Genomic DNA, 19,208 nt, shown 5'->3' with positions numbered 1-19,208 from the left:
TATTATGAAGGAATAGTGCCAACTTGATAAGGGGAAATTTTGCTATGACAGATGAACGCTCCATCTATATCCTGCTTACGAATACAGGAACGCTGTTTACCAAGGTTATTCAGAGCTATACCCGAGCGCCATATAATCACGCATCGATCTCATTTGACCGGGAGTTAACCGAGCTGTACAGCTTCGGCCGCAAGCATCCGAGCAATCCGCTGAATGGCGGGTTTGTGAAGGAAAATATTCAGACAGGTACATACAGCAAGTATCCCAATACCACATGTGTCATATACAAGCTTCAGGTGACGGATCGTGAAGTGGAAAAGATGAAACGTGTGCTGCACATCTTCATCCGAAGCCGCCAGAAATATATGTACAATCTGCTCGGCGTGATCGGCATTACACTCAAGGAACCGGTGGAGTTCAGCAACTCCTACTTCTGCTCCCAATTTGTAGCTGAGATTCTGCAGCGTTCGGGAATCAAACTGTGGAACAAGCTGCCTGCGCTGGTGACACCGGATGATTTTCGCCAGAGTGAACGATTGCAACTGGTTTATGAAGGGAAACTAAGTGAGTATACGCTGGGGAATGCAGAGCAAGAGTAGGGTAGGTGTGTGTGCTGGTGCTTGCCAAGCAAATCCAATCATGAAATAGCCTGCTGCCACGGATAACGAGGCAACAGGCTGTTTGTGTACTTCATGTAGATGATGGTGAGGATCGGTCGAAATTAACCTCTTCAAGGAATTCGATCACTTCACCATTCGGACTGTGGACGAGCGCATTTCTAACCCGAAGTGCAGGTTCGCCAAGCGATATCCAATCCGGTTCAACGTAAGCCTTGGCTCCATAGGCGAGCGCTCGCTGATAGATATCTTCTACATCATGCACGTAAAAGGCGAAATGTAACAGTGCGCCGTGCCGGACCGCTTCAGGCGAGGTGGCAGGTTCACCCTCGGCGGGAATGACGGCTTTTGGATCAAATACCTCAATACAGGTGCGCTGATCCGGAGAGATCAGCATACATGCCTCGGTAATGTGGAAGGAAGGCAAACTCCAGGAGTGACCGACCTTGAATCCCAATACTTTTGTATAAAACGCCAGAGTATCTTCGTAATTACGAGCCTGAATGGCTACATGTGCAAGTCCAATAACACTCACATTACATCGCTCCTTCTTCAGATTGTATTCTAAATTATAGGGTTGATAACGCATTGGAACCATACAATATCAAAGGATATAATGAGATAAAATCTAACTATTTTTAGCTAATTTATCAGGGAAACCTTATTAAATAAGTCGACGACTCGGAGGTCTTGCAAATGGAACACATGATAGATGAAATCGATCAGCAGATTATGCGCTTGTTGCAACATCATGCACGTATCCCCGTTGCACAGATAAGCAAAGAAATTAACATGTCCCAACCTTCGGTTAAGGAAAGAATTCTGAAACTGGAGGAGAGAGGTGTAATAACGGGATATTCGACCATCTATAATCTAGCCCAATTAAACCGTGGAACGACGACGTTTATTTTGCTTAAAACAGAGCATTGCGACGAGTTGGTCCAGTTCTGTGAACAGGCCATCGAAGTCACGGACGTTTATCGGATTAGCGGTGAGTATAACTACCTGATCAAGGTACAGACGGCGTCCATTGAAGAACTTGCCGAATTTCAGGATTCACTGGTGAAGCTGGGACCCTCCAAATCCCATATCAGCATGAAAAATATTATGGAAAACCGTGTTCTCCTTTAAGATATGAGAGAGACAAGAGAGAAGACATTTGTTCTGGCACCGGATTCGTTCAAAGAAAGCATGACAGCAAAAGAAGTATGTATGGCGATGGAAAAAGGTTTGCGTAAAATATATCCGACGGCACGCTATATTCATGTACCTATGGCAGATGGTGGGGAAGGTACGGTGCAGTCCCTTGTGGACGCTTCCGGCGGCGTCCTTCACCAGCACGAGGTGAGCGGACCATTGGGGCAGACAGTCACTGCACAGTATGGCATTCTGGGTGGCGGAACAACGGCGGCCATCGAGATGGCATCGGCCAGCGGCATCCACTTGGTTACCAAGGAGACCCGGGACACGCTCCGGACGACAACTTATGGAACAGGCGAGTTGATTCGCGCATGTCTTGACCTTGGCATACGCAAGATCATCATTGGCATTGGTGGTAGTGCGACCAACGATGGTGGGGCTGGCATGGCTGAAGCGCTTGGTGCGAAGTTTCTGGATGCAGAGGGTCGTCCACTTGCGCGTGGTGGCGGGGTTCTGGATCAACTGGCTCAGATTGATGTATCTGGTCTGGATGAGCGTTTGCAGGAAGTGGAGTTCATTGTGGCCTGTGATGTGACCAATCCCCTATGTGGGGAGTATGGCGCATCAAGGGTGTTTGGACCACAAAAAGGGGCTACCCCAGAGATGGTTGAACAGCTGGATGCGAATCTGTCCCATTATGCAGATGTAGTGAAACGGCAGCTACACAAAGATATCCGAGATGTACAAGGAGCGGGAGCGGCTGGTGGATTGGGCGCAGGACTCTTGATTTTTACACAGGCTGTATTACGTAAAGGGATTGAGATTGTCATTGAATATACTGAGTTGCGTAAAAAGTTGATTGCTGCGGATGTGGTATTTACGGGTGAAGGCGGTATCGACTTCCAAACGAAATTTGGCAAGACCCCCTATGGTGTTGCTCGGGCAGCCAAGGAAGCAGGTAAACCTGTGATTGCCCTTGCAGGTTGTGTGGGCGAAGGGATTGACACCCTCTACGCGGAAGGCATCGATGCCATATTTGGTATTGTGCCTGGGGCAGCAGATCTGGATCGACTATTGCGAGAAGGCCCGGAGAATGTGGAACGTACCGCCGAGAATATTGCAAGAGTACTGAAGCTGGGGTTGCTTTCTTAGGTCAGTGACCATCTGGATCGTATAGGGTCGGATTGCGGATTGAAATGTGATGTGACAAAGACGGGATACGGATATGCCTGATATCAGGTGATCTGTCTCTCGTCTTTTTTGCTGTGAAGTTCCATTGTATAGTTGTCGTTCAAGTCGCGTCGTTCGCGTTATTTTTACCCTTGAAGGCACAATGAAGAAATTGCACATACAGTTACGTATCTGATGACCAATACGTTCACGACGGGCAGCACATTGTATGTGGATGGCGGGTACACCTTGATTTAAGAGTCGGAGCTATATAGGTCCCGAAGAATACTTTTTTTAAAATAAAATGATGAATTTTGGCGAAAAAAAATTGAGATCTATCCTATTTTTGTACTACAGGGTGGATCTTTTTCCTTTTATTTGCTCTTTTTGTTTAGATTCTGTTTATCGCAGTGCACTACAATAGGCCTTACGTATCAGATGGATTGAATTTATATGTAAAAAACATGAGACAGGGAGGATCAAGTACATGAATTACAGGAAAATAATTAGTTTGATGCTCATTATGGTGTTAATAGCTCCATGGTTGGCACCAGCAGGGAAGGTTAGTGCAGGTGGCTCAAGCCCTGTGCCAGGCAAAAATGGATTAATTACTGTCAAGCTTACTGATGATAATAACATAGAGGTGCGTTGGGGCGCTGGTTTCTCTGACACCACTGAAACTCGTAACCTAAAATATCAGGTCTTTGTTTCTAATACTTCTAATCTGAACAACATGACAGAGATCAGGGACAATCTAGAGTATGGAGATGAGGATTGGGTGTTGGGTTCAACATCTAATGACGATACGTTCTTCAAAATATTTCAAGGTTTAGATACCAGCGAAACGCTCTATTATAATGTGATGGTTGTAGATCAAGATGATATGGAAGCCTCCTATCAGATGAAATCATTCAATCCGAATACACTGCTGAGTCCGTTGGAGCAATTCAACGATGTTAAAGAGAGAAAAGTTTTGGATAATTACACCGATTTTATACCAGAAGTAATGGAGCTGTTTAGTAACAAAGACTTCTTAGCTGATCCCGATTTTGAATCGTTGTCTGAGGATGAGCAATATGAGATTGCAGAGTACATGTTAAAGGAGTCAAGCCCACCAGCATCTAGTAGATATGAGAGTAAGGAACAAGTCCAATATGTAGTGCAATTAGCCTTGCAAGCTCGGAATCTTCCTCGAGAAATTGGTGGACTTGACTCCAGAGAAGTCCTTGATGCATTTTTTAATAAACAAGCAGAGAGACTACAGCTACAATTTCATAACCAGGAAGAAGATAATGAGTACTATGAACGTATCCACTATTATCTTGATTCCTCTGAAATTGAAAGACGTATGGCAGCTTTCAGATATGAGGGTAAACTCACCAGAAATCTTGATATTTCACAAATACTCGATTATACAAAATCTGCATTGGAAGACACCCCTTTTATTAACAAGGTAACAACAGTAGAAGAGATGGTGAACAAGTTAATAAATATGTTAGAAATTCAAGAAGATATTGAATCGTATAATTCCAAAGAAGAAAACCAAGAAAAACCACTTGGAAAATTCCCTTTGGATGTTAGCAAATTGAATGATCTTACTTCCGAAGAACAACAAGAATTGGCAGAATATATGCTTAGTGAAAGACCACTTGGTGGATATGCAAGTTTTGAAGAAATTCAGACTGCATTTAATAAATTTTTCCCTGATGATAACGAAAGCGATCCATTGACTGTCTTAAATACTGCAAAAACTAATGGTAATATAGCGGCTATGCGTGTAGCTATGGAAGATCCTGAACTGGGTATTACTCTGCCTAACGGATACGGTGCTTTGTCTTTGCAGGTTAGAGATTTCATTGCGGGATTCCTGATCGACTATGTAAATAAAGATTACAAAAACAAAGAACAGGTCCAATATATGATTGAACTTGGTGTATTGGCACAATCTGTTTGGGAGCAGAGGGAACTCAGTGTTCTTAGGAATAAGCTGGATCTGCTCGCTCAGCAATTAGTAAATGGACCTAATCACTTTAATGACCAACAGACATATGTGTTACGTAGCATTGGACAACAACATTTGGAACGTAGCAAAGTAGATAAAGGTGTACTGGCATTCAATTACTTGCATCTAGTTGCATTCGAAAGGTTGGAAGGAGTGTCTAAAGGGGATATTGTTGAGCCTGATATTGTCCTGAATCTCCTCTCTATGCCTATCGATTCATTTGAGCAAGCTACCTCTATACCGCGAATGGATCAATGGCTTGATAAGGCAATGAAAGATCAGATTAAAGGTGAAGCGTTCTTCAGCAAGTACAAATTTAATCTTAGAGGCGCTCTTGATTTATCCAAAAGAGCAGAACTTAGTCCTGAAGGCCAGAAGGAATTGGCTGAATGGGTCCTAAATGAACAAGACAGTTACGAGGATGTTGGGAATCTACAAAATGTATTTAATCGATTCTTTACGGCTCCTAATGTGAAGGGGAATGACATCAATAACACCCTAACGGGCTTGGACAGCACGATGGAGATTTCTTTTGACAATAAGCTGCACTGGATTGATGTTGCCTTCATTCAAAAAATGGACCTTAGCGGCAACAAAACGGTATGGGTTCGTTACAAAGCAATCAGCGATGAACTGCCAGGCCGCGCCGTGAAGTTTGTCTTTACACAGAATGGTGATAGCAGCACAGATAATGGCAATACGCCAACGCCTAACCCGGGTGGTAGCATAGGTGGAGGTTCGTCCACGACTACACCAGTAACGTCTACACCTGCACCAACAACGAAACAAGAGCAGATCGTGGTTGATGTTAATGGAACAAACGGTACCAACCTGACCAAAACGCCAATCACACGTACAACCGAAACCAACGGCACGATCAAAGATCTTGTGAAAATGACCGAAGCCATTGCCAAGGAATCGGTGGAAAAAGCGAAGCAATTGAATATGAACACCGCACGCATTGTTATTCCAGACACTAAAGATTCCGTGTCCGAGACACGTATTGAACTTCCTAAAGCAGCGGTAAAAGAACTAAATGATGGTTCACTGAAACTTGAAATCTCCACTGAAAATGTAGTGATCTCCGTTCCGACGAATTCCATCGCCGGATTCGATCAAGACTTATACTTCCGCGTTGTACCTTTGAAAAAAGAATCGGAGCGCAAAGAAGTCGAAGAACGTGCGAAGAAAGAGCAATTGATTCAACAAGTTGCTCCGAATACGAATGTTCGTGTACTGGCTCGTCCGGTAGAGATCGACACGAATATGCAGAGCCGCGAAGTGACACTCACGCTGCCACTGCGTGACAGTCTGCCAACCGATCCGGCTGCTCGTCAGCAAGCATTGGACAACCTGGCGATCTATATCGAACACAGTGACGGCACAAAAGAATTGATCCAAGGCAAATTGGTGAAACTCACGGATAATAGCGAAGGCATCGAATTTACCGTAACCAAATTCAGTACGTTCACCCTCGTTGTTGTGGATGGACTGAAAGCTTCACAAAGTACACATCAACCGTACATCCAAGGTTTTGGTGCAGATTTCCGCCCGGATGCATTCGTAACACGTGCACAGATGGCAGCCATGCTGGCTCGCAATCTTCCAACTGAAGCGGCAGCAGGTTCCGTGAGTAGCGTGAGCTACAAGGATGTATCTGCGACACACTGGGCAACAAGTGAGATTCAAAAAGCGCAATCCGCTGGCATCATGAACGGCATGAGCAACATTCAATTTGCACCGGAAGGCTCGATCACCCGTGCACAGATGGCAACGATTGCGTATCGGTGGATGCAGCAACAAGTGAGTGCAACGACCGTGAATGGTCCAGCAGTTTCCTTCACAGATGTATCCGCAGACCTGTGGGCAGCAGATGCGATTGCATACGTGCAATCTGCTGGCCTGATGGTTGGTTACAACGATGGTACATTCAAACCCGATAGCAAGCTGACGCGTGCTGAAGCGGTGAAAGTGTTGAACGTACTGTTCAACCGCCCCCCACTAACTGGCGCAGCTACGCCAACGTTCAGTGATGTACCAGATACACACTGGGCATATGCAGATATTGAAGCTGCAGCGCAGTAATAATATCTTTGCAAGATTAAGAGGCTTACAGCAGGCAGTTTAGTTATGAGCAAGCTAATAAAGTAGAACAAAGAAGGCCACCCCAAATAGGGTGGTCTTCTTTGTTCTACTGAAATTCAGGGGAGTATATTCTAAGATTTGATTAAACTCGCGGTATATATTTTTATAGGTCTTAGATAATATATCTCAAAATAAAAATGTTGAATAATGACGAGAAAAATGAGTATTTTTACTAATTATATCTAAATAAATGGTTTTAAACCCTTTTATTTGCTCTGTTGTTCAGAATCCGTTCAGAGTTGTGTACTACAATAGGCCTATCTTAGAGAAGCGAGATTAGGGAGGAAAGAAAAGATGCAATACAGAAAAATAATGAGCATGTTGCTCATTTTGGTGTTGGTAGCTCCATGGCTGGCACCAGCAGGAAAGGTAAGTGCAGGAGGATATACCAATCCAGGGAACAATGGCCTAATTACAGTGAAAGGTGTAGATGACAACTCGGTTGAAATTAGTTGGACATACGCCTATTCCGATTCTACTTCCCCGCCTGATTTATATTATCGGGTTTTCTTATCTGACGAACCGAATCTAATAGACGCTGCTACAATTAACGGTCACACAACCGATTATTCCTATAACCGTTGGATTCAGGGTTCGGAATCTACAGATGGTACTTTTCACCAACAAATTACGGGTTTAAGCGATGGTGAGACCTATTATTTCAATGTAATTGTTCAGGATAGATACAGTATGGAAACTGCTTATCAGATGCAATCCATTAAATTTACTACACCGCTGAATGGATTCAATAACTCTATTGGTCAAAACTTTGATGCAGCTAAAATAACTGAACTGTTCGAAAATGAAAATTTTATCACTACGACGCCGGATTTTGAATCTCTTCCCCTGGAAGAACAGAATGCACTGGTAACATTAGCGGGACATATGAATGAGCCTGTTAATGCGTATCAGAGTAACAGTGAGGTTCAATTTTTGGTAGATTATATTCAACAAGGCATTTCAGTATCGAAAGTAAATGAATTGTCCGATGTCCAAGAAAGACTGACTGCTTATTACGACAAATCTCTTATTTTTGCAGCGGCGGTTAGTCCTGAATATCTGAATATGATGAAACCGATGCTAGATCGATATCTTCTAGCTTCTGATCTGGAACAGAATGTATTGGCATTCAAAATTAAACTACAACGAATTGCTAATAATTCATCCCTTGAAGAATCAGTTATGAATCTTTCTATGGCATCGAGCCAAATTATCAATTTCACGAATGCCTCAACACAAAGTGAAATGATTAATGCGCTAATGGATTTATATCAGCTACAAGAACAAGCAGAGGCGTTTAAAGGCACAGATAAAGAGACCCTCGTTGGTACATTCCCGCTTGATTTTAGTAAAATGAAAAGCATTTCCTCCAACATGACTGAAATGGAAAAGCTTACTGACTGGATGCTGTTGAAAAAGCCGGGTAATGGCTATTTAACATATAAATCCGCGCAAGAAGCATTTGATGAGTTCTTTGGCACTCCTGAGAAGCAATCGCTGAAGCAGCTGAACGCAGCGATAGTTCTCAAGGATAAAGTTACAGTGTTATCCATATTAAAAAATACAGATCTGCTCAATCATCCTGGAGCGTTTAGTGAGCTAACAGATCAAGAACAAAAGACAGTTGCTGCTACGTTAGTGCAGTTGACTCCGAGATCGGGATCTTACAATGGAGATCAGGTTCAATTTATTGTAGATATAAGTATCAATATCCTTTTGGGGTATCGGTTAGATTACCGAGATATGGCTTCTGCATTAAATAACATTTACGATCAGGTCATTGCAAAGGGTGCTAATCTGTTTTCTGAAGAAGAGTTTGAACAGTTCAAGAGAGCAGCAGATTTTTATCTGAAAGCTAACCAGGCGGATCAGCAGTTAATTGCTTATATTGCGAAGTTCACTTCTGTTGCAATGGACACTGAATCGTCTGTAGGTCTAATGTTTACGCTATCTGAAGAGTTCCCTTCAATTAACCAAGCAGAGACAGCGAGTGAGATATTAAATAACTTGAATTTGTACCAAATGCTTCAAATGCAGTACCAAATACTTTTAGCCAACAATCCAGAATTAAGTCTTCAGGAATCCCCTCTGAAGTTTGACCAGATAGTAACATTATCAACGAATGCGGAACAGCAACAACTCGCAGAGTGGATGCTTAGTGAACGACCTGATGGAGGATATGAAAAAATTAAAGATATTCAAAGAGCATTTGACTTGTTCTTTGCTCCCCCAGCGCCTAAAGTGACTGCTGATGATACAGCCAATGTGGTTATCGGTGCAGATGAAACGATGGAATATTCCAAAGATAATGGGGAGACTTGGAATAAATTTACCAATACAGATCGATTTGAGGGCAACCAAATAATTGTGGTTCGTGTAAGAGCCAAAGGCAACACACCGGCATGGAAATGGACAACACTTACGTTTACATCCAATACTCCAACACCTAATCCTGGCGGAAACACTGGTGGCGGCGGCGGATCTACGGCGCCTGTAACAACTACACCAGTAACCTCTACACCTGCTCCAACAACGAAACAAGAGCAGATCGTGGTTGACGTTAATGGAACAAACGGTACCAACCTGACCAAAACGCCAATTACCCGTACAACCGAAACCAACGGCACGATCAAAGACCTGGTGAAAATGACCGAAGCGATTGCCAAGGAATCTGTTGAAAAAGCGAAGCAATTGAACATGAACACCGCACGCATTGTCATCCCAGACACCAAAGATGCCGTGTCCGAGACACGTATTGAACTGCCTAAGGCAGCGGTGAAAGAACTGAATGATGGTTCACTGAAACTTGAAATCTCCACTGAAAATGTAGTGATCTCCGTTCCGACGAATTCCATCGCAGGATTCGATCAAGATTTGTACTTCCGCGTCGTTCCACTGAAACAGGAATCGGAACGTAAAGAAGTCGAAGAACGTGCGAAGAAAGAACAGTTGATTCAACAAGTTGCTCCGAATACGAATGTTCGTGTATTGGCTCGTCCTGTAGAGATCGACACGAATATGCAGAGCCGCGAAGTGACACTCACATTGCCACTGCGTGACAGTCTGCCAACCGATCCGACTGTGCGTCAGCAAGCATTGGACAACCTGGCGATCTATATCGAACACAGTGACGGCACAAAAGAATTGATTCAAGGCAAATTGGTGCAACTCGCGGATAACAGCGAAGGCATCGAATTTACCGTAACAAAATTCAGCACGTTCACCCTCGTTGTTGTGGATGGACTGAAAGCTTCACAAAGTACACACCAACCGTACATCCAAGGATTTGGTACAGATTTCCGTCCAGATGCATTCGTAACGCGTGCACAAATGGCAGCGATGCTGGCTCGTAATCTTCCAACTGAAGCAGCAAGTTCCACGAATAGCGTGAGCTACAAGGATGTATCTGCGACACACTGGGCAACAAGTGAAATTCAAAAAGCGCAATCCGCTGGCATCATGAACGGCATGAGTAACACCCAATTTGCACCGGAAGGCTCGATCACCCGTGCACAGATGGCAACGATTGCGTATCGCTGGACGCAGCAACAAGCGAGTGCAACAACCGTGAATGGTCCAGCAGTTTCCTTCACAGACGTATCCGCAGACCTGTGGGCAGCAGATGCGATTGCATACGTGCAATCGGCTGGCTTGATGGTTGGATACAACGATGGCACATTCAAACCGGATAGCAAGCTGACACGTGCGGAAGCCGTGAAAGTGTTGAATGTATTGTTCAACCGCACACCCCTAACTGGCACAGTTACGCCAACGTTCAGTGATGTACCAGATACACACTGGGCATATGCAGATATCGAAGCCGCAGCGCAAAAGTAATATTTTTAAAAGAAAAAAGGGGTCATTAACGCAGTAGCATATGGAAAAGAGAACCCCTAATGACGGATAGGATATGACGATACAATAGATAGAATAAAAAAAGAGCTGTTCCAAAAGCCATACATTGGCTAGGAACAGCTCCTTTTTGCGCTTTAGTGTGACTTAACATTGGTCTAGGTTGGTTAGCGCTTGATCACCCATTAGTTATTCTGTTTACGCAGTTGTACTACTCTTTATCGGGCGTGTGTGAAGCATTCTCGTAAAACTTACCATCCCGCAACTGATCCACGAATCCTTGTAACCAGACGTAGTATTGCTCCGCATGTTGGAGTTTGTGCAGATCACGCAGTGCATCATCTCGATCTTCAGAAGAGGTATGTTCCGAAAGGATCATTGCCGACAGGTCAGGAATGACCTCACGAATGCCTTCTAACATGACATCTACTTCCCGTTGGAGCTTGGCCCCGAAGAAATTCTGGAACGTACGATAGAAGTCGGTCTCAGCCAGATATTGATCCTGGCGCTCCTTCTTTTCCTCCAGTTTATAGATCATCTGTGATTCTGTAAGCGAACGAACCGCATAGCTCATGTTGCTCTTGCTCATATTCATCGAGTTTTTCATCTCTTCAAGTGTCATCGGTCGATCCTCAAAATACATGATGCCGTACAATTTGCCAAACGTATGATTAACCCCATATAGATCCATCGTATTGGCGATGGCCTCAATGACTCTCTCCCTCAGCGCATGCCGATCAGGTAACGAAGAATGATTCGGGTTCCCGGCGGTTTCTTTTCCCACAATGTCACCTCTGGTTTATGATAGCGTTCCCACTAGCTGCCTCATATTTTACATGACTTGCTCCAATTTTAACATAAGCCGGAATTAGAATTTTCAATACGAGTGTACAATCAATTTTGTACAGAATAAATATAAAGCTGATTATACTCAAAAATTCCCAATCATTAAAGAAAAATTGGACAGTAAGGAGTGGGGGATTTGCGTTTAAAACTATGGAGGGAGTCTGAGGCGGTACTATTCACGCTGCCAGCTCTAATCCCATTGCTGATCTTCTGGCTGGGACCTCTGGGATATATCGTTTATCTCAGTTTCACCGATTGGGACTTCATGAGCCCGGACAAGTTGTTTGTTGGTTTGGACAATTACAGTTATCTGCTGACAAACTCTGAATTCTATCGATCATTGAAAGTCACCTTGTTATTCGGACTTGGAAGTGTAATCCCAACTATTGTGGGCGGATTGGCACTTGCGATGCTCATGAATAGCAAGATCAAATCATCCGGCATCTTCCGGACGTTACTGTTCTCACCTTGGGTCACCCCGACAGTTGCGGTGTCCATTGCGTGGTCCTGGATCTTTGAGCCCGAAGTGGGACTCGCTAATCTTATGCTGGGCTGGGTAGGCGTATCTCCGATCGGCTGGTTGCGTGACGCGGACTGGGCATTGGTTGCTGTTCTGATCGTCACGCTCTGGAAGTCGATTGGGTGGGCAATGGTATTTTATCTCGTTGCGCTACGAAATCTACCTTCCGATCTGCTCGAAGCAGCTTCAATCGATGGTGCAAACGGTTGGGATAAGTTCAGAAGTATCACATTGCCGCTGATCTCACCAACAACATTTTTTCTCTCGATTATTCTTACAATCCAGTCCTTGCAAGCCTATGACCAGATCAATGTCATGACGCAGGGTGGACCGGCGGGATCAACGAGAACGTTACTGTACATGTATTACCAGTCTGCATTCGAATCCTTTAACGTAGGTGAAGCTTCGTCCATCGCCGTTGTGATCATTCTGATCTGCGTGTTGCTGTCGGGAGTATCCTTCCTGCTTGGCAGACGTCTGGTGCACTACTAATGACAATGACATTGCCCAACAAAAAGTCTAAACGGATGAAGCGCAAGGAGTTGCAGAACGTGTCACAACCGAATTTTAAAATAAGTAAATTAATCCGCTACCTTCTGTTAGCCATGATCGCGCTGGGTACAGCCTTTCCTTTCTATTGGATGGTCATTAGCGGGTTCAAAACCAATGATGAGATCTGGCAGTTTCCGCCGACCTTCTGGCCGGAGACGTTCCTGTGGAGCAACTATGTGGATGCCTGGAATGCGGCACCATTTGCCCGTTACATCCTGAACAGTACCGGGGTAGCCTTAGCCATCTGTTTATTTCAGATCGTCAACTCCAGTATGATGGCGTACGCCCTGACACATATGAAATTCCGTCTCAAAGGTGTACTGACATCCCTGATTCTGGTGGGTTATATGATACCGAGTACGGCTGTGTATCTGCCTAGTTACTTGGTGCTTAGTGAGCTTAATCTGCTGGATTCCTACACCGGCTTGATTGTATCCAACTGTGTCAGCGTGTTCTCGATCTTCCTGATCCGGCAGGCGTTCATGCAGGTATCTCATGAATTGGTGGAAGCCGGACAACTGGACGGTGCATCCCACTTCCGGATTCTCTGGACGATTATTACGCCGCTTGTTCGCTCAAGCTTCGCCGTGATGGTGCTGATTACGTTTATTGAACAGTACAACAACTATTTCTGGCCTATGCTCATCACCAAAGACCCTGATTTACAGCTGGTATCGGCGGGTCTGCGTAGCTTCTTTGTAGAAGGCGGGGCATATGGACTTGCTTGGCCACAGATTATGGCTGCGAGTGCCTTCACCATCGCACCTCTACTTATTCTCTTCCTGTTCACCCAGAAGACGATCATGCAGAGCGTGAATATTACGGCTGGTGTGAACAAGAACTGATATGCACTACCATTCAACTAAAACGGGAGGAACAACAATGAATTGGAGTCAGACAAGCATGACATGGAAGAAGAGATTGAGGTTGAACTGGAAGGGTGGCATGTCGCTGGTACTCGCGACCAGCTTTGCGCTACTGACAGCTTGTGGAACACAAGCACCCGCAGAATCAGGCACGACGGCTGCTGCCAGTGGAACCGAAGCTCAGGCGAAAGATCCGGTGGAGATTGAGTTCTGGTATGGTCTGGGTGGTAATCTGGGCGATAACATGAAAAAGACGATTGATGCGTTCAACGCCTCCCAGAACGAAGTCGTTGTAAAAGGGATTGTACAAGCAGATTACACGGAAACGGAACAGAAGCTGCAAGCAGCAATTGCTTCCAAGAAGGTTCCAGCCGCTGTACTCAGCTCCAATATAGACTGGGCACGCAAAGGATATTATGCACCCATGGATGAGATGATTGCAGCTGATCCGAATTTTAAGAAAGACGATTTCATTCAGACATTCCTGAACCAGGGACAGGTGGATGGAAAGCAATACTTTTTGCCAATGTACGGTACAACTCAGATCATGTATTACCGTATGGATACGTTCAAGGAGAACGGAATCGACCCAGCAACTCTGACGACATGGGAGAAGCTGGCTGAGGCGGCTGCGAAGATGAGCAAACAAGAAAATGGCAAGACCACCTTCTACGGTTGGGAACCGATGTGGGGTAGAGACAATATGATTGATGCCGTGCTGGGTAAGGGCGGACAGATTCTTAGCGACGATGGCAAAACCGTTATGATCGACTCTCCGGAATGGATCGAGACATGGGACTTGTTCCGTAAATGGATTAACGAAGACAAGATTATGGGCATTCATTATGGAGGTCAGGGCTGGGAGTACTGGTACAAAACGATTGATGATGTGATGAAAAATAAAGCAGCAGGTTATACCGGATCTAGTGGTGACCAAGGCGACTTGGACTTTAGCGTAGTCGCTGCGATGCAACAACCAGGCTGGGAAGGTATTGGTGAAGGAAAACCGGTAGCAAGTGCCATTTCGGCAGGTATTCCGTCAGCTGCAACGCCTGAACAACAACAGGCAGCATACAAATGGCTTACGTATTTCTCTGAAACTTCGAACACAGCTTCATGGTCCATGAACACCGGATATATCGCAGTACGTCAATCGGCCCAACAAGATCCAGAGTTCATGAAATTCAGTGAGGAAAATCCACAGATCACCGTACCACTGCAACAGGCAGCTCACGCTTCGGCTCCATTCCAGGATCCAACGGGTGGCAAGATCAATGATGCATTGAAAGATGCAGCTGATCAGGTACAGATCAATAATATGCCAGCAGAACAAGCGCTGAAGGAAGCGAAAGAGAAAGCACAGAAGGAACTGGATAGGGTAACGAAATAAGAAACGTATATAGGCAATTGACTCACGCGATAAGGGCGGTACATGCTGTACCGTCCTTTCCGTTCATACAAGATCGCAGACAAGGAGTTTAACCAATGCAAGATGAAACGTATGTGGATGGATTACCCAATCCGATTAAAGCCGTTTTGTTCGACAAGGACGGGACATTACTTGATTTTACGGGCATGTGGGGGTTCTGGACCGATTGTGTGTTGAACGATTTCAGAGAACAGTTAGCGACCAGAGGACTCCGTATCGACACAGATGAATTCCCACAGATCTGGGGTACATTCCACGATGATCAAGGCCGAATGAATGGGTATGATGTGCGGGGCCCGCTTGCGATGGGCACGATGGATGAAGTGTATGCCGTGCTGACGTGGCATGGATATCGTGCGGGTCTCAGCTGGGCGGAATCCAAGATTATGGTCCGGGAGTGTTTGGCGCGAGCGGAGGAAGAGATGGAGCAGCATCGTCCGGCACATCCGTTACCGGGTGTTCGAGAATTCCTTGAACAGTGTCGTACCAAAGGCATGGTTATGGGTGTAGTGACGGCAGATGATACACCAAGTGCAATTAAACATTTACAGTGGATGGGACTGGATTCCTTTTTTGACGTGGTGATGGGTACAGATCTGGTGGAACGGGGCAAACCTTTTCCCGATATGCTTCTGCTTGCCTGTGAACGGTTAGGTGTATCTGTACAGCATACTGTGGTCATTGGAGATACGGACGGAGACATGGAGATGGCACGAACCGCTGGTGCGGGGTACAGAATTGGGATTGGAGAACCGGGAAAAATCCGCTTGGCGGATAGAACGATTCAATCCTTCCATGAATTGCTGAATGGTGGGCTGAATCGATGACGAACAGTCACGCCTACTTGGGCTGGGTACTGTTGGCACTGGCTATCGGGCTGGAGCTGAGCGCTACCATTTTGCTAAAAGTATCGGATGGGTTCTCGCGGTTATGGCCTTCGGTGTTGATGTTTGTCTGTTATGGCGCAAGCTTTACGTTTCTTAACTTTGCAGTGAAGTATATGCCGCTGGCTGTAGCTTATGCGATCTGGTCTGGCGTGGGCATTACGCTTATTGGTGTTGTAGGGCATTACTTTTTTGGTGAACGTCTACGGCTCACGTCGATGGTATGGATCGGTTTTATTCTGATTGGCATTATTGGACTGAAATGGAGTGATTCTTGATGAAAAATGAACATACACCGGAGCAACCTATTGTTAGCTTCCAGGTCATTACGGACACACATGTGCGAGATGAGGCAGACCATATCCATAACCAGCATCTGGATCAAGCATTAGCCGACATAGCTACATTCAGTCAGGGAAGCAGCGGGATTATGCATGTGGGCGATGTGACGGATCGGGGGCTGCCGAGCGAATATCGTGAGTTGCAACGCATATGGAAGCAACATGCGGAGAGTTTGCCGGACATCCGGTACACGGTAGGTAACCATGATATTGGAGCCGTGGTATGGCAAGATCCGCCGATCGTTTTGCTAGAGATGAAAGAAGGTGAAGTAGCCGAGTTGTTGGAGCAGGAAGCAGATATGGAGCTGGTCATAAAACAAACGGCTGCTGAATCAGCTGCACTGATTGAGCAACTATCCGGCGGCACATATACGTTGTCTGCTGTAACTTCAGAGCAGGAGGGCCAAGACGGGGGACCGATCTCTTCAAGAGTGGACCCCATTACAGTCGCAGGGTTATGGCAGCGTCGATTAAGTGATTTTGAAGGGACAACAGGCATGAAGGGCGCATACCACGATCACTGGATTGATGGGTATCATTATATTTTCCTGGGCACCGAGCAACCTCACCCGAAGGATTGTGATATGTCGGCTGAACAATTGGAGTGGCTGGATGCGAAATTGTCTGAGCGTGCAACACTAGATCATCCCATCTTCCTTTTCTTACACCAGCCGCTTATGGATACGGTAGCAGGATCGATGAAGGAACAAGGCTGGTATGGTGTGAATCAGGATGCGGAACTCAAGGCCGTTCTGGCCAATTACCCGCAAGTGATTCTCTTCTCCGGTCATACCCATTGGCAACTGGAAGCACAGCATACGATGTACGATGGTGCAGGCCACATGCCAACCATGTTCAATGCGTCGTCTGTAGGTTATCTATGGACGGATCAGGATGAACATCTGGAGGGCAGCGAAGGTCTTCATGTGGAGGTTTATAAGGATCGAGTGGTTGTAAAGGGGCGGAACTTTGTTACGAGCGAATGGATTGAGGGTGCTGAATTTACGGTAAGTTATCCTGTAGAAGGGTAGTTATTTGGGTGGTAAAAAGGAAAGGGTTACTCTAAGGGTCAATGCCATTAAGACAAGTTAAACCTGATGACATTGCTCAAAGGGTGGCCTTTTTGGTGTCCATCTTAAGGATATGTATCAGATCATCCACCTCATAAAGTTCCACGTGAAACGTAGCAGGGGAGGCTAGAGTTGGGTAAAGTTGTAAATAGGTATGACTACAAACTATACTCAAATAAGTACACATGATATGCACGTACTCGTTAATTTAACCTATTTACGGAGAGGAAGTAGAAGCGGCATGAGAGAACTTCACGTTCAAACGACATATGGTACCGTTCAAGGCGAACTTTTGCACGATGCAAGCGTATGGAAAGGCATTCCCTATGCGAAACCCCCGGTAGGTGAGCTGCGTTTCAAGGCTCCGGTACAGCCCGAGTCATGGGATGGAATCAGACAGGCCAATCAATTTGGACCTGAGAATATACAACCACGAAATCATCAACCAGAAGGCCAGACAGAAATTCCGAATGAGTCAGAAGATAGTTTATATCTGAACATCTGGGCACCTAAGGAAAAAAGAGCAACACCACTGCCGGTCATGGTATGGATTCACGGTGGTTCCTTTGTAACAGGTTCAGGTAGCCAACCGATGTATGATGGTACACAGTTAGCGGTTCGGGGGGACGTCATCGTTGTGACGATCAACTACCGATTAGGACCTTTGGGTTTCCTGCATATGGCTCCATTAGGTGATTCATACGTATCCAATGCAGGTCTGCTGGATCAAGTTGCGGCATTACAGTGGGTGAAGGATAATATCTCTGCTTTTGGTGGTAACCCGGATCAAGTTACGGTGTTCGGCGAATCAGCAGGTAGCATGAGTATTGCAGCACTGATGGCGATGCCAGCGGCCAAAGGACTGTTCCAACGTGCCATTATGGAGAGTGGTGCATCCCAGTTCATGCCGGCAGAGCAAGCCTCAGCGTTGCGGGAAGGGATGCTGAAGATTCTTGGGGTGGATCGGGACAACCTGCAGAAGTTAAATACAATTCCTGTAGAGCAGATTATTGCAGCGGGTGAAACGGTCAAACAGCAGAGCGGTGCAGGCATGGCAATGTTGTTCCAACCTGTGTTGGATGGTAATACACTACCACAGATGCCACTTCAGGCAGTGAGTGAAGGCTCAGCGCAGGATATTCCGGTGCTGATTGGTACGACATTACACGAGGGTGCACTGTTCATCCAGCCACATGTGCCTTTTTCAAAAGAAATCGATATGGTTCAGGGCGTAGACTTTATGACACCAGATCTGGAGAACCGGGTAGCCATCGCGGATAGTTATCCAAAAACGGCAGATGGACAAGCCCAAGTCATGACCGATATGTTCTTCTGGCGTTCAGCGCTGCAATATGCTGCGGCACAGCAGAAATATGCCCCGGTGTGGATGTATCGATTTGATTGGGTGATGCCGGAACATCCCTTGTTAAAAAGAGCGATTCATAGCATCGAAATGTTCTTTGTGTTTAATACACTGCATGTCCTCAAATTCATGAATGCAGAGCCGGATGAAGCTGCGGCGGCACTTGCCCTCAAGGTACAGGATGCCTGGATTTCCTTTGCCAAGAATGGTCAACCTGAAGTTGCAGGTGTGAACTGGCCTGAATATGAGCAGGATCGTGCGACACTAATCTTCAACCATGAGATTGAGATCGTACATGATCCGGATGCAGCCAAGCGAGAGCTGTTAGGGTTATAATCCAGGTGGGTTAATGTGTATAAATACTCTGAAAAACTGCTATGCGCCCGATCAAAAGAGGACGTTCATCTCATA

At 45.6% G+C, this 19,208-nt stretch carries 14 protein-coding genes; 12 read left to right on the top strand and 2 right to left on the bottom strand.

Features of this window, described 5'->3' with window-relative positions; translation table 11 throughout:
• Positions 1-44: 44 nt before the first annotated feature.
• The gene (locus MHI52_RS30295; RefSeq protein ID WP_076252008.1) at positions 45-599 is read left to right on the top strand and encodes a hypothetical protein; all 555 of its coding nucleotides are present in this window, start codon (positions 45-47) and stop codon (positions 597-599) included.
• 91 nt (positions 600-690) lie between these two features.
• Here the strand turns inward: MHI52_RS30295 and MHI52_RS30290 are convergent, their stop codons facing one another.
• Positions 691-1,152, bottom strand: coding sequence for a VOC family protein (locus MHI52_RS30290; protein ID WP_340388083.1), 462 nt, complete (start codon positions 1,150-1,152; stop codon positions 691-693).
• 161 nt (positions 1,153-1,313) lie between these two features.
• Here MHI52_RS30290 and MHI52_RS30285 point away from each other — a divergent pair, with 161 nt between their 5' ends.
• The 4 genes from MHI52_RS30285 (at position 1,314) to MHI52_RS30270 (ending at position 10,911) form a co-directional block, all read left to right on the top strand.
• Complete coding sequence (locus tag MHI52_RS30285) at positions 1,314-1,748, top strand: Lrp/AsnC family transcriptional regulator (RefSeq protein WP_036671743.1); 435 nt, start codon at positions 1,314-1,316, stop codon at positions 1,746-1,748.
• A gap of 3 nt (positions 1,749-1,751) precedes the next feature.
• The gene (locus tag MHI52_RS30280; RefSeq protein WP_405158183.1) at positions 1,752-2,909 is read left to right on the top strand and encodes a glycerate kinase; all 1,158 of its coding nucleotides are present in this window, start codon (positions 1,752-1,754) and stop codon (positions 2,907-2,909) included.
• A 505-nt stretch (positions 2,910-3,414) separates the two neighbouring features.
• A complete protein-coding gene (locus MHI52_RS30275; RefSeq protein WP_405158182.1) occupies positions 3,415-7,014 on the top strand; it encodes an S-layer homology domain-containing protein in 3,600 nt (1,199 codons plus the stop codon).
• A 354-nt stretch (positions 7,015-7,368) separates the two neighbouring features.
• Positions 7,369-10,911 (top strand): DUF4073 domain-containing protein, encoded by a 3,543-nt coding sequence (locus MHI52_RS30270; RefSeq protein WP_405158181.1) that lies wholly within the window; start codon positions 7,369-7,371, stop codon positions 10,909-10,911.
• 226 nt (positions 10,912-11,137) lie between these two features.
• On the opposite strand, the gene MHI52_RS30265 is transcribed toward MHI52_RS30270, so the two are convergent.
• Positions 11,138-11,710 carry a GbsR/MarR family transcriptional regulator gene (locus MHI52_RS30265; RefSeq protein WP_076320388.1) on the bottom strand — a complete coding sequence of 191 codons (573 nt, stop codon included), beginning with the start codon at positions 11,708-11,710 and terminating at the stop codon, positions 11,138-11,140.
• 198 nt (positions 11,711-11,908) lie between these two features.
• On the opposite strand from MHI52_RS30265, the gene MHI52_RS30260 reads away from it, so the two are divergent.
• From MHI52_RS30260 to MHI52_RS30230, 7 genes are all read left to right on the top strand, one after another.
• Positions 11,909-12,784: a carbohydrate ABC transporter permease gene (locus tag MHI52_RS30260; protein ID WP_036671737.1), complete on the top strand. Its 876-nt coding sequence runs from the start codon at positions 11,909-11,911 to the stop codon at positions 12,782-12,784.
• 113 nt (positions 12,785-12,897) lie between these two features.
• Positions 12,898-13,689, top strand: coding sequence for a carbohydrate ABC transporter permease (locus MHI52_RS30255; RefSeq protein ID WP_235431493.1), 792 nt, complete (start codon positions 12,898-12,900; stop codon positions 13,687-13,689).
• A 37-nt stretch (positions 13,690-13,726) separates the two neighbouring features.
• Positions 13,727-15,100, top strand: coding sequence for an ABC transporter substrate-binding protein (locus MHI52_RS30250; RefSeq protein ID WP_340983892.1), 1,374 nt, complete (start codon positions 13,727-13,729; stop codon positions 15,098-15,100).
• A 95-nt stretch (positions 15,101-15,195) separates the two neighbouring features.
• Entirely contained in the window at positions 15,196-15,966 is a 771-nt protein-coding gene (locus MHI52_RS30245) for an HAD family hydrolase (RefSeq protein ID WP_405158180.1), read from the top strand.
• Positions 15,963-16,301: a multidrug efflux SMR transporter gene (locus tag MHI52_RS30240; protein WP_083684565.1), complete on the top strand. Its 339-nt coding sequence runs from the start codon at positions 15,963-15,965 to the stop codon at positions 16,299-16,301. Before MHI52_RS30245 ends, MHI52_RS30240 begins: the two co-directional genes overlap by 4 nt.
• Positions 16,301-17,395 (top strand): metallophosphoesterase family protein, encoded by a 1,095-nt coding sequence (locus MHI52_RS30235; protein WP_405158179.1) that lies wholly within the window; start codon positions 16,301-16,303, stop codon positions 17,393-17,395. Before MHI52_RS30240 ends, MHI52_RS30235 begins: the two co-directional genes overlap by 1 nt.
• A gap of 280 nt (positions 17,396-17,675) precedes the next feature.
• Positions 17,676-19,133, top strand: a complete 1,458-nt coding sequence (locus tag MHI52_RS30230; protein WP_405158178.1) for a carboxylesterase/lipase family protein — start codon at positions 17,676-17,678, stop codon at positions 19,131-19,133.
• The last annotated feature ends 75 nt before the right edge of the window (positions 19,134-19,208 follow it).

Source organism: Paenibacillus sp. FSL H8-0283, assembly GCF_045040675.1.
Classification (GTDB): Bacteria; Bacillota; Bacilli; order Paenibacillales; family Paenibacillaceae; genus Paenibacillus; species Paenibacillus amylolyticus.
The sequence above is the reverse complement of the archived record's forward strand: the minus strand, read 5'-3'. Positions and strand labels throughout refer to the sequence as shown.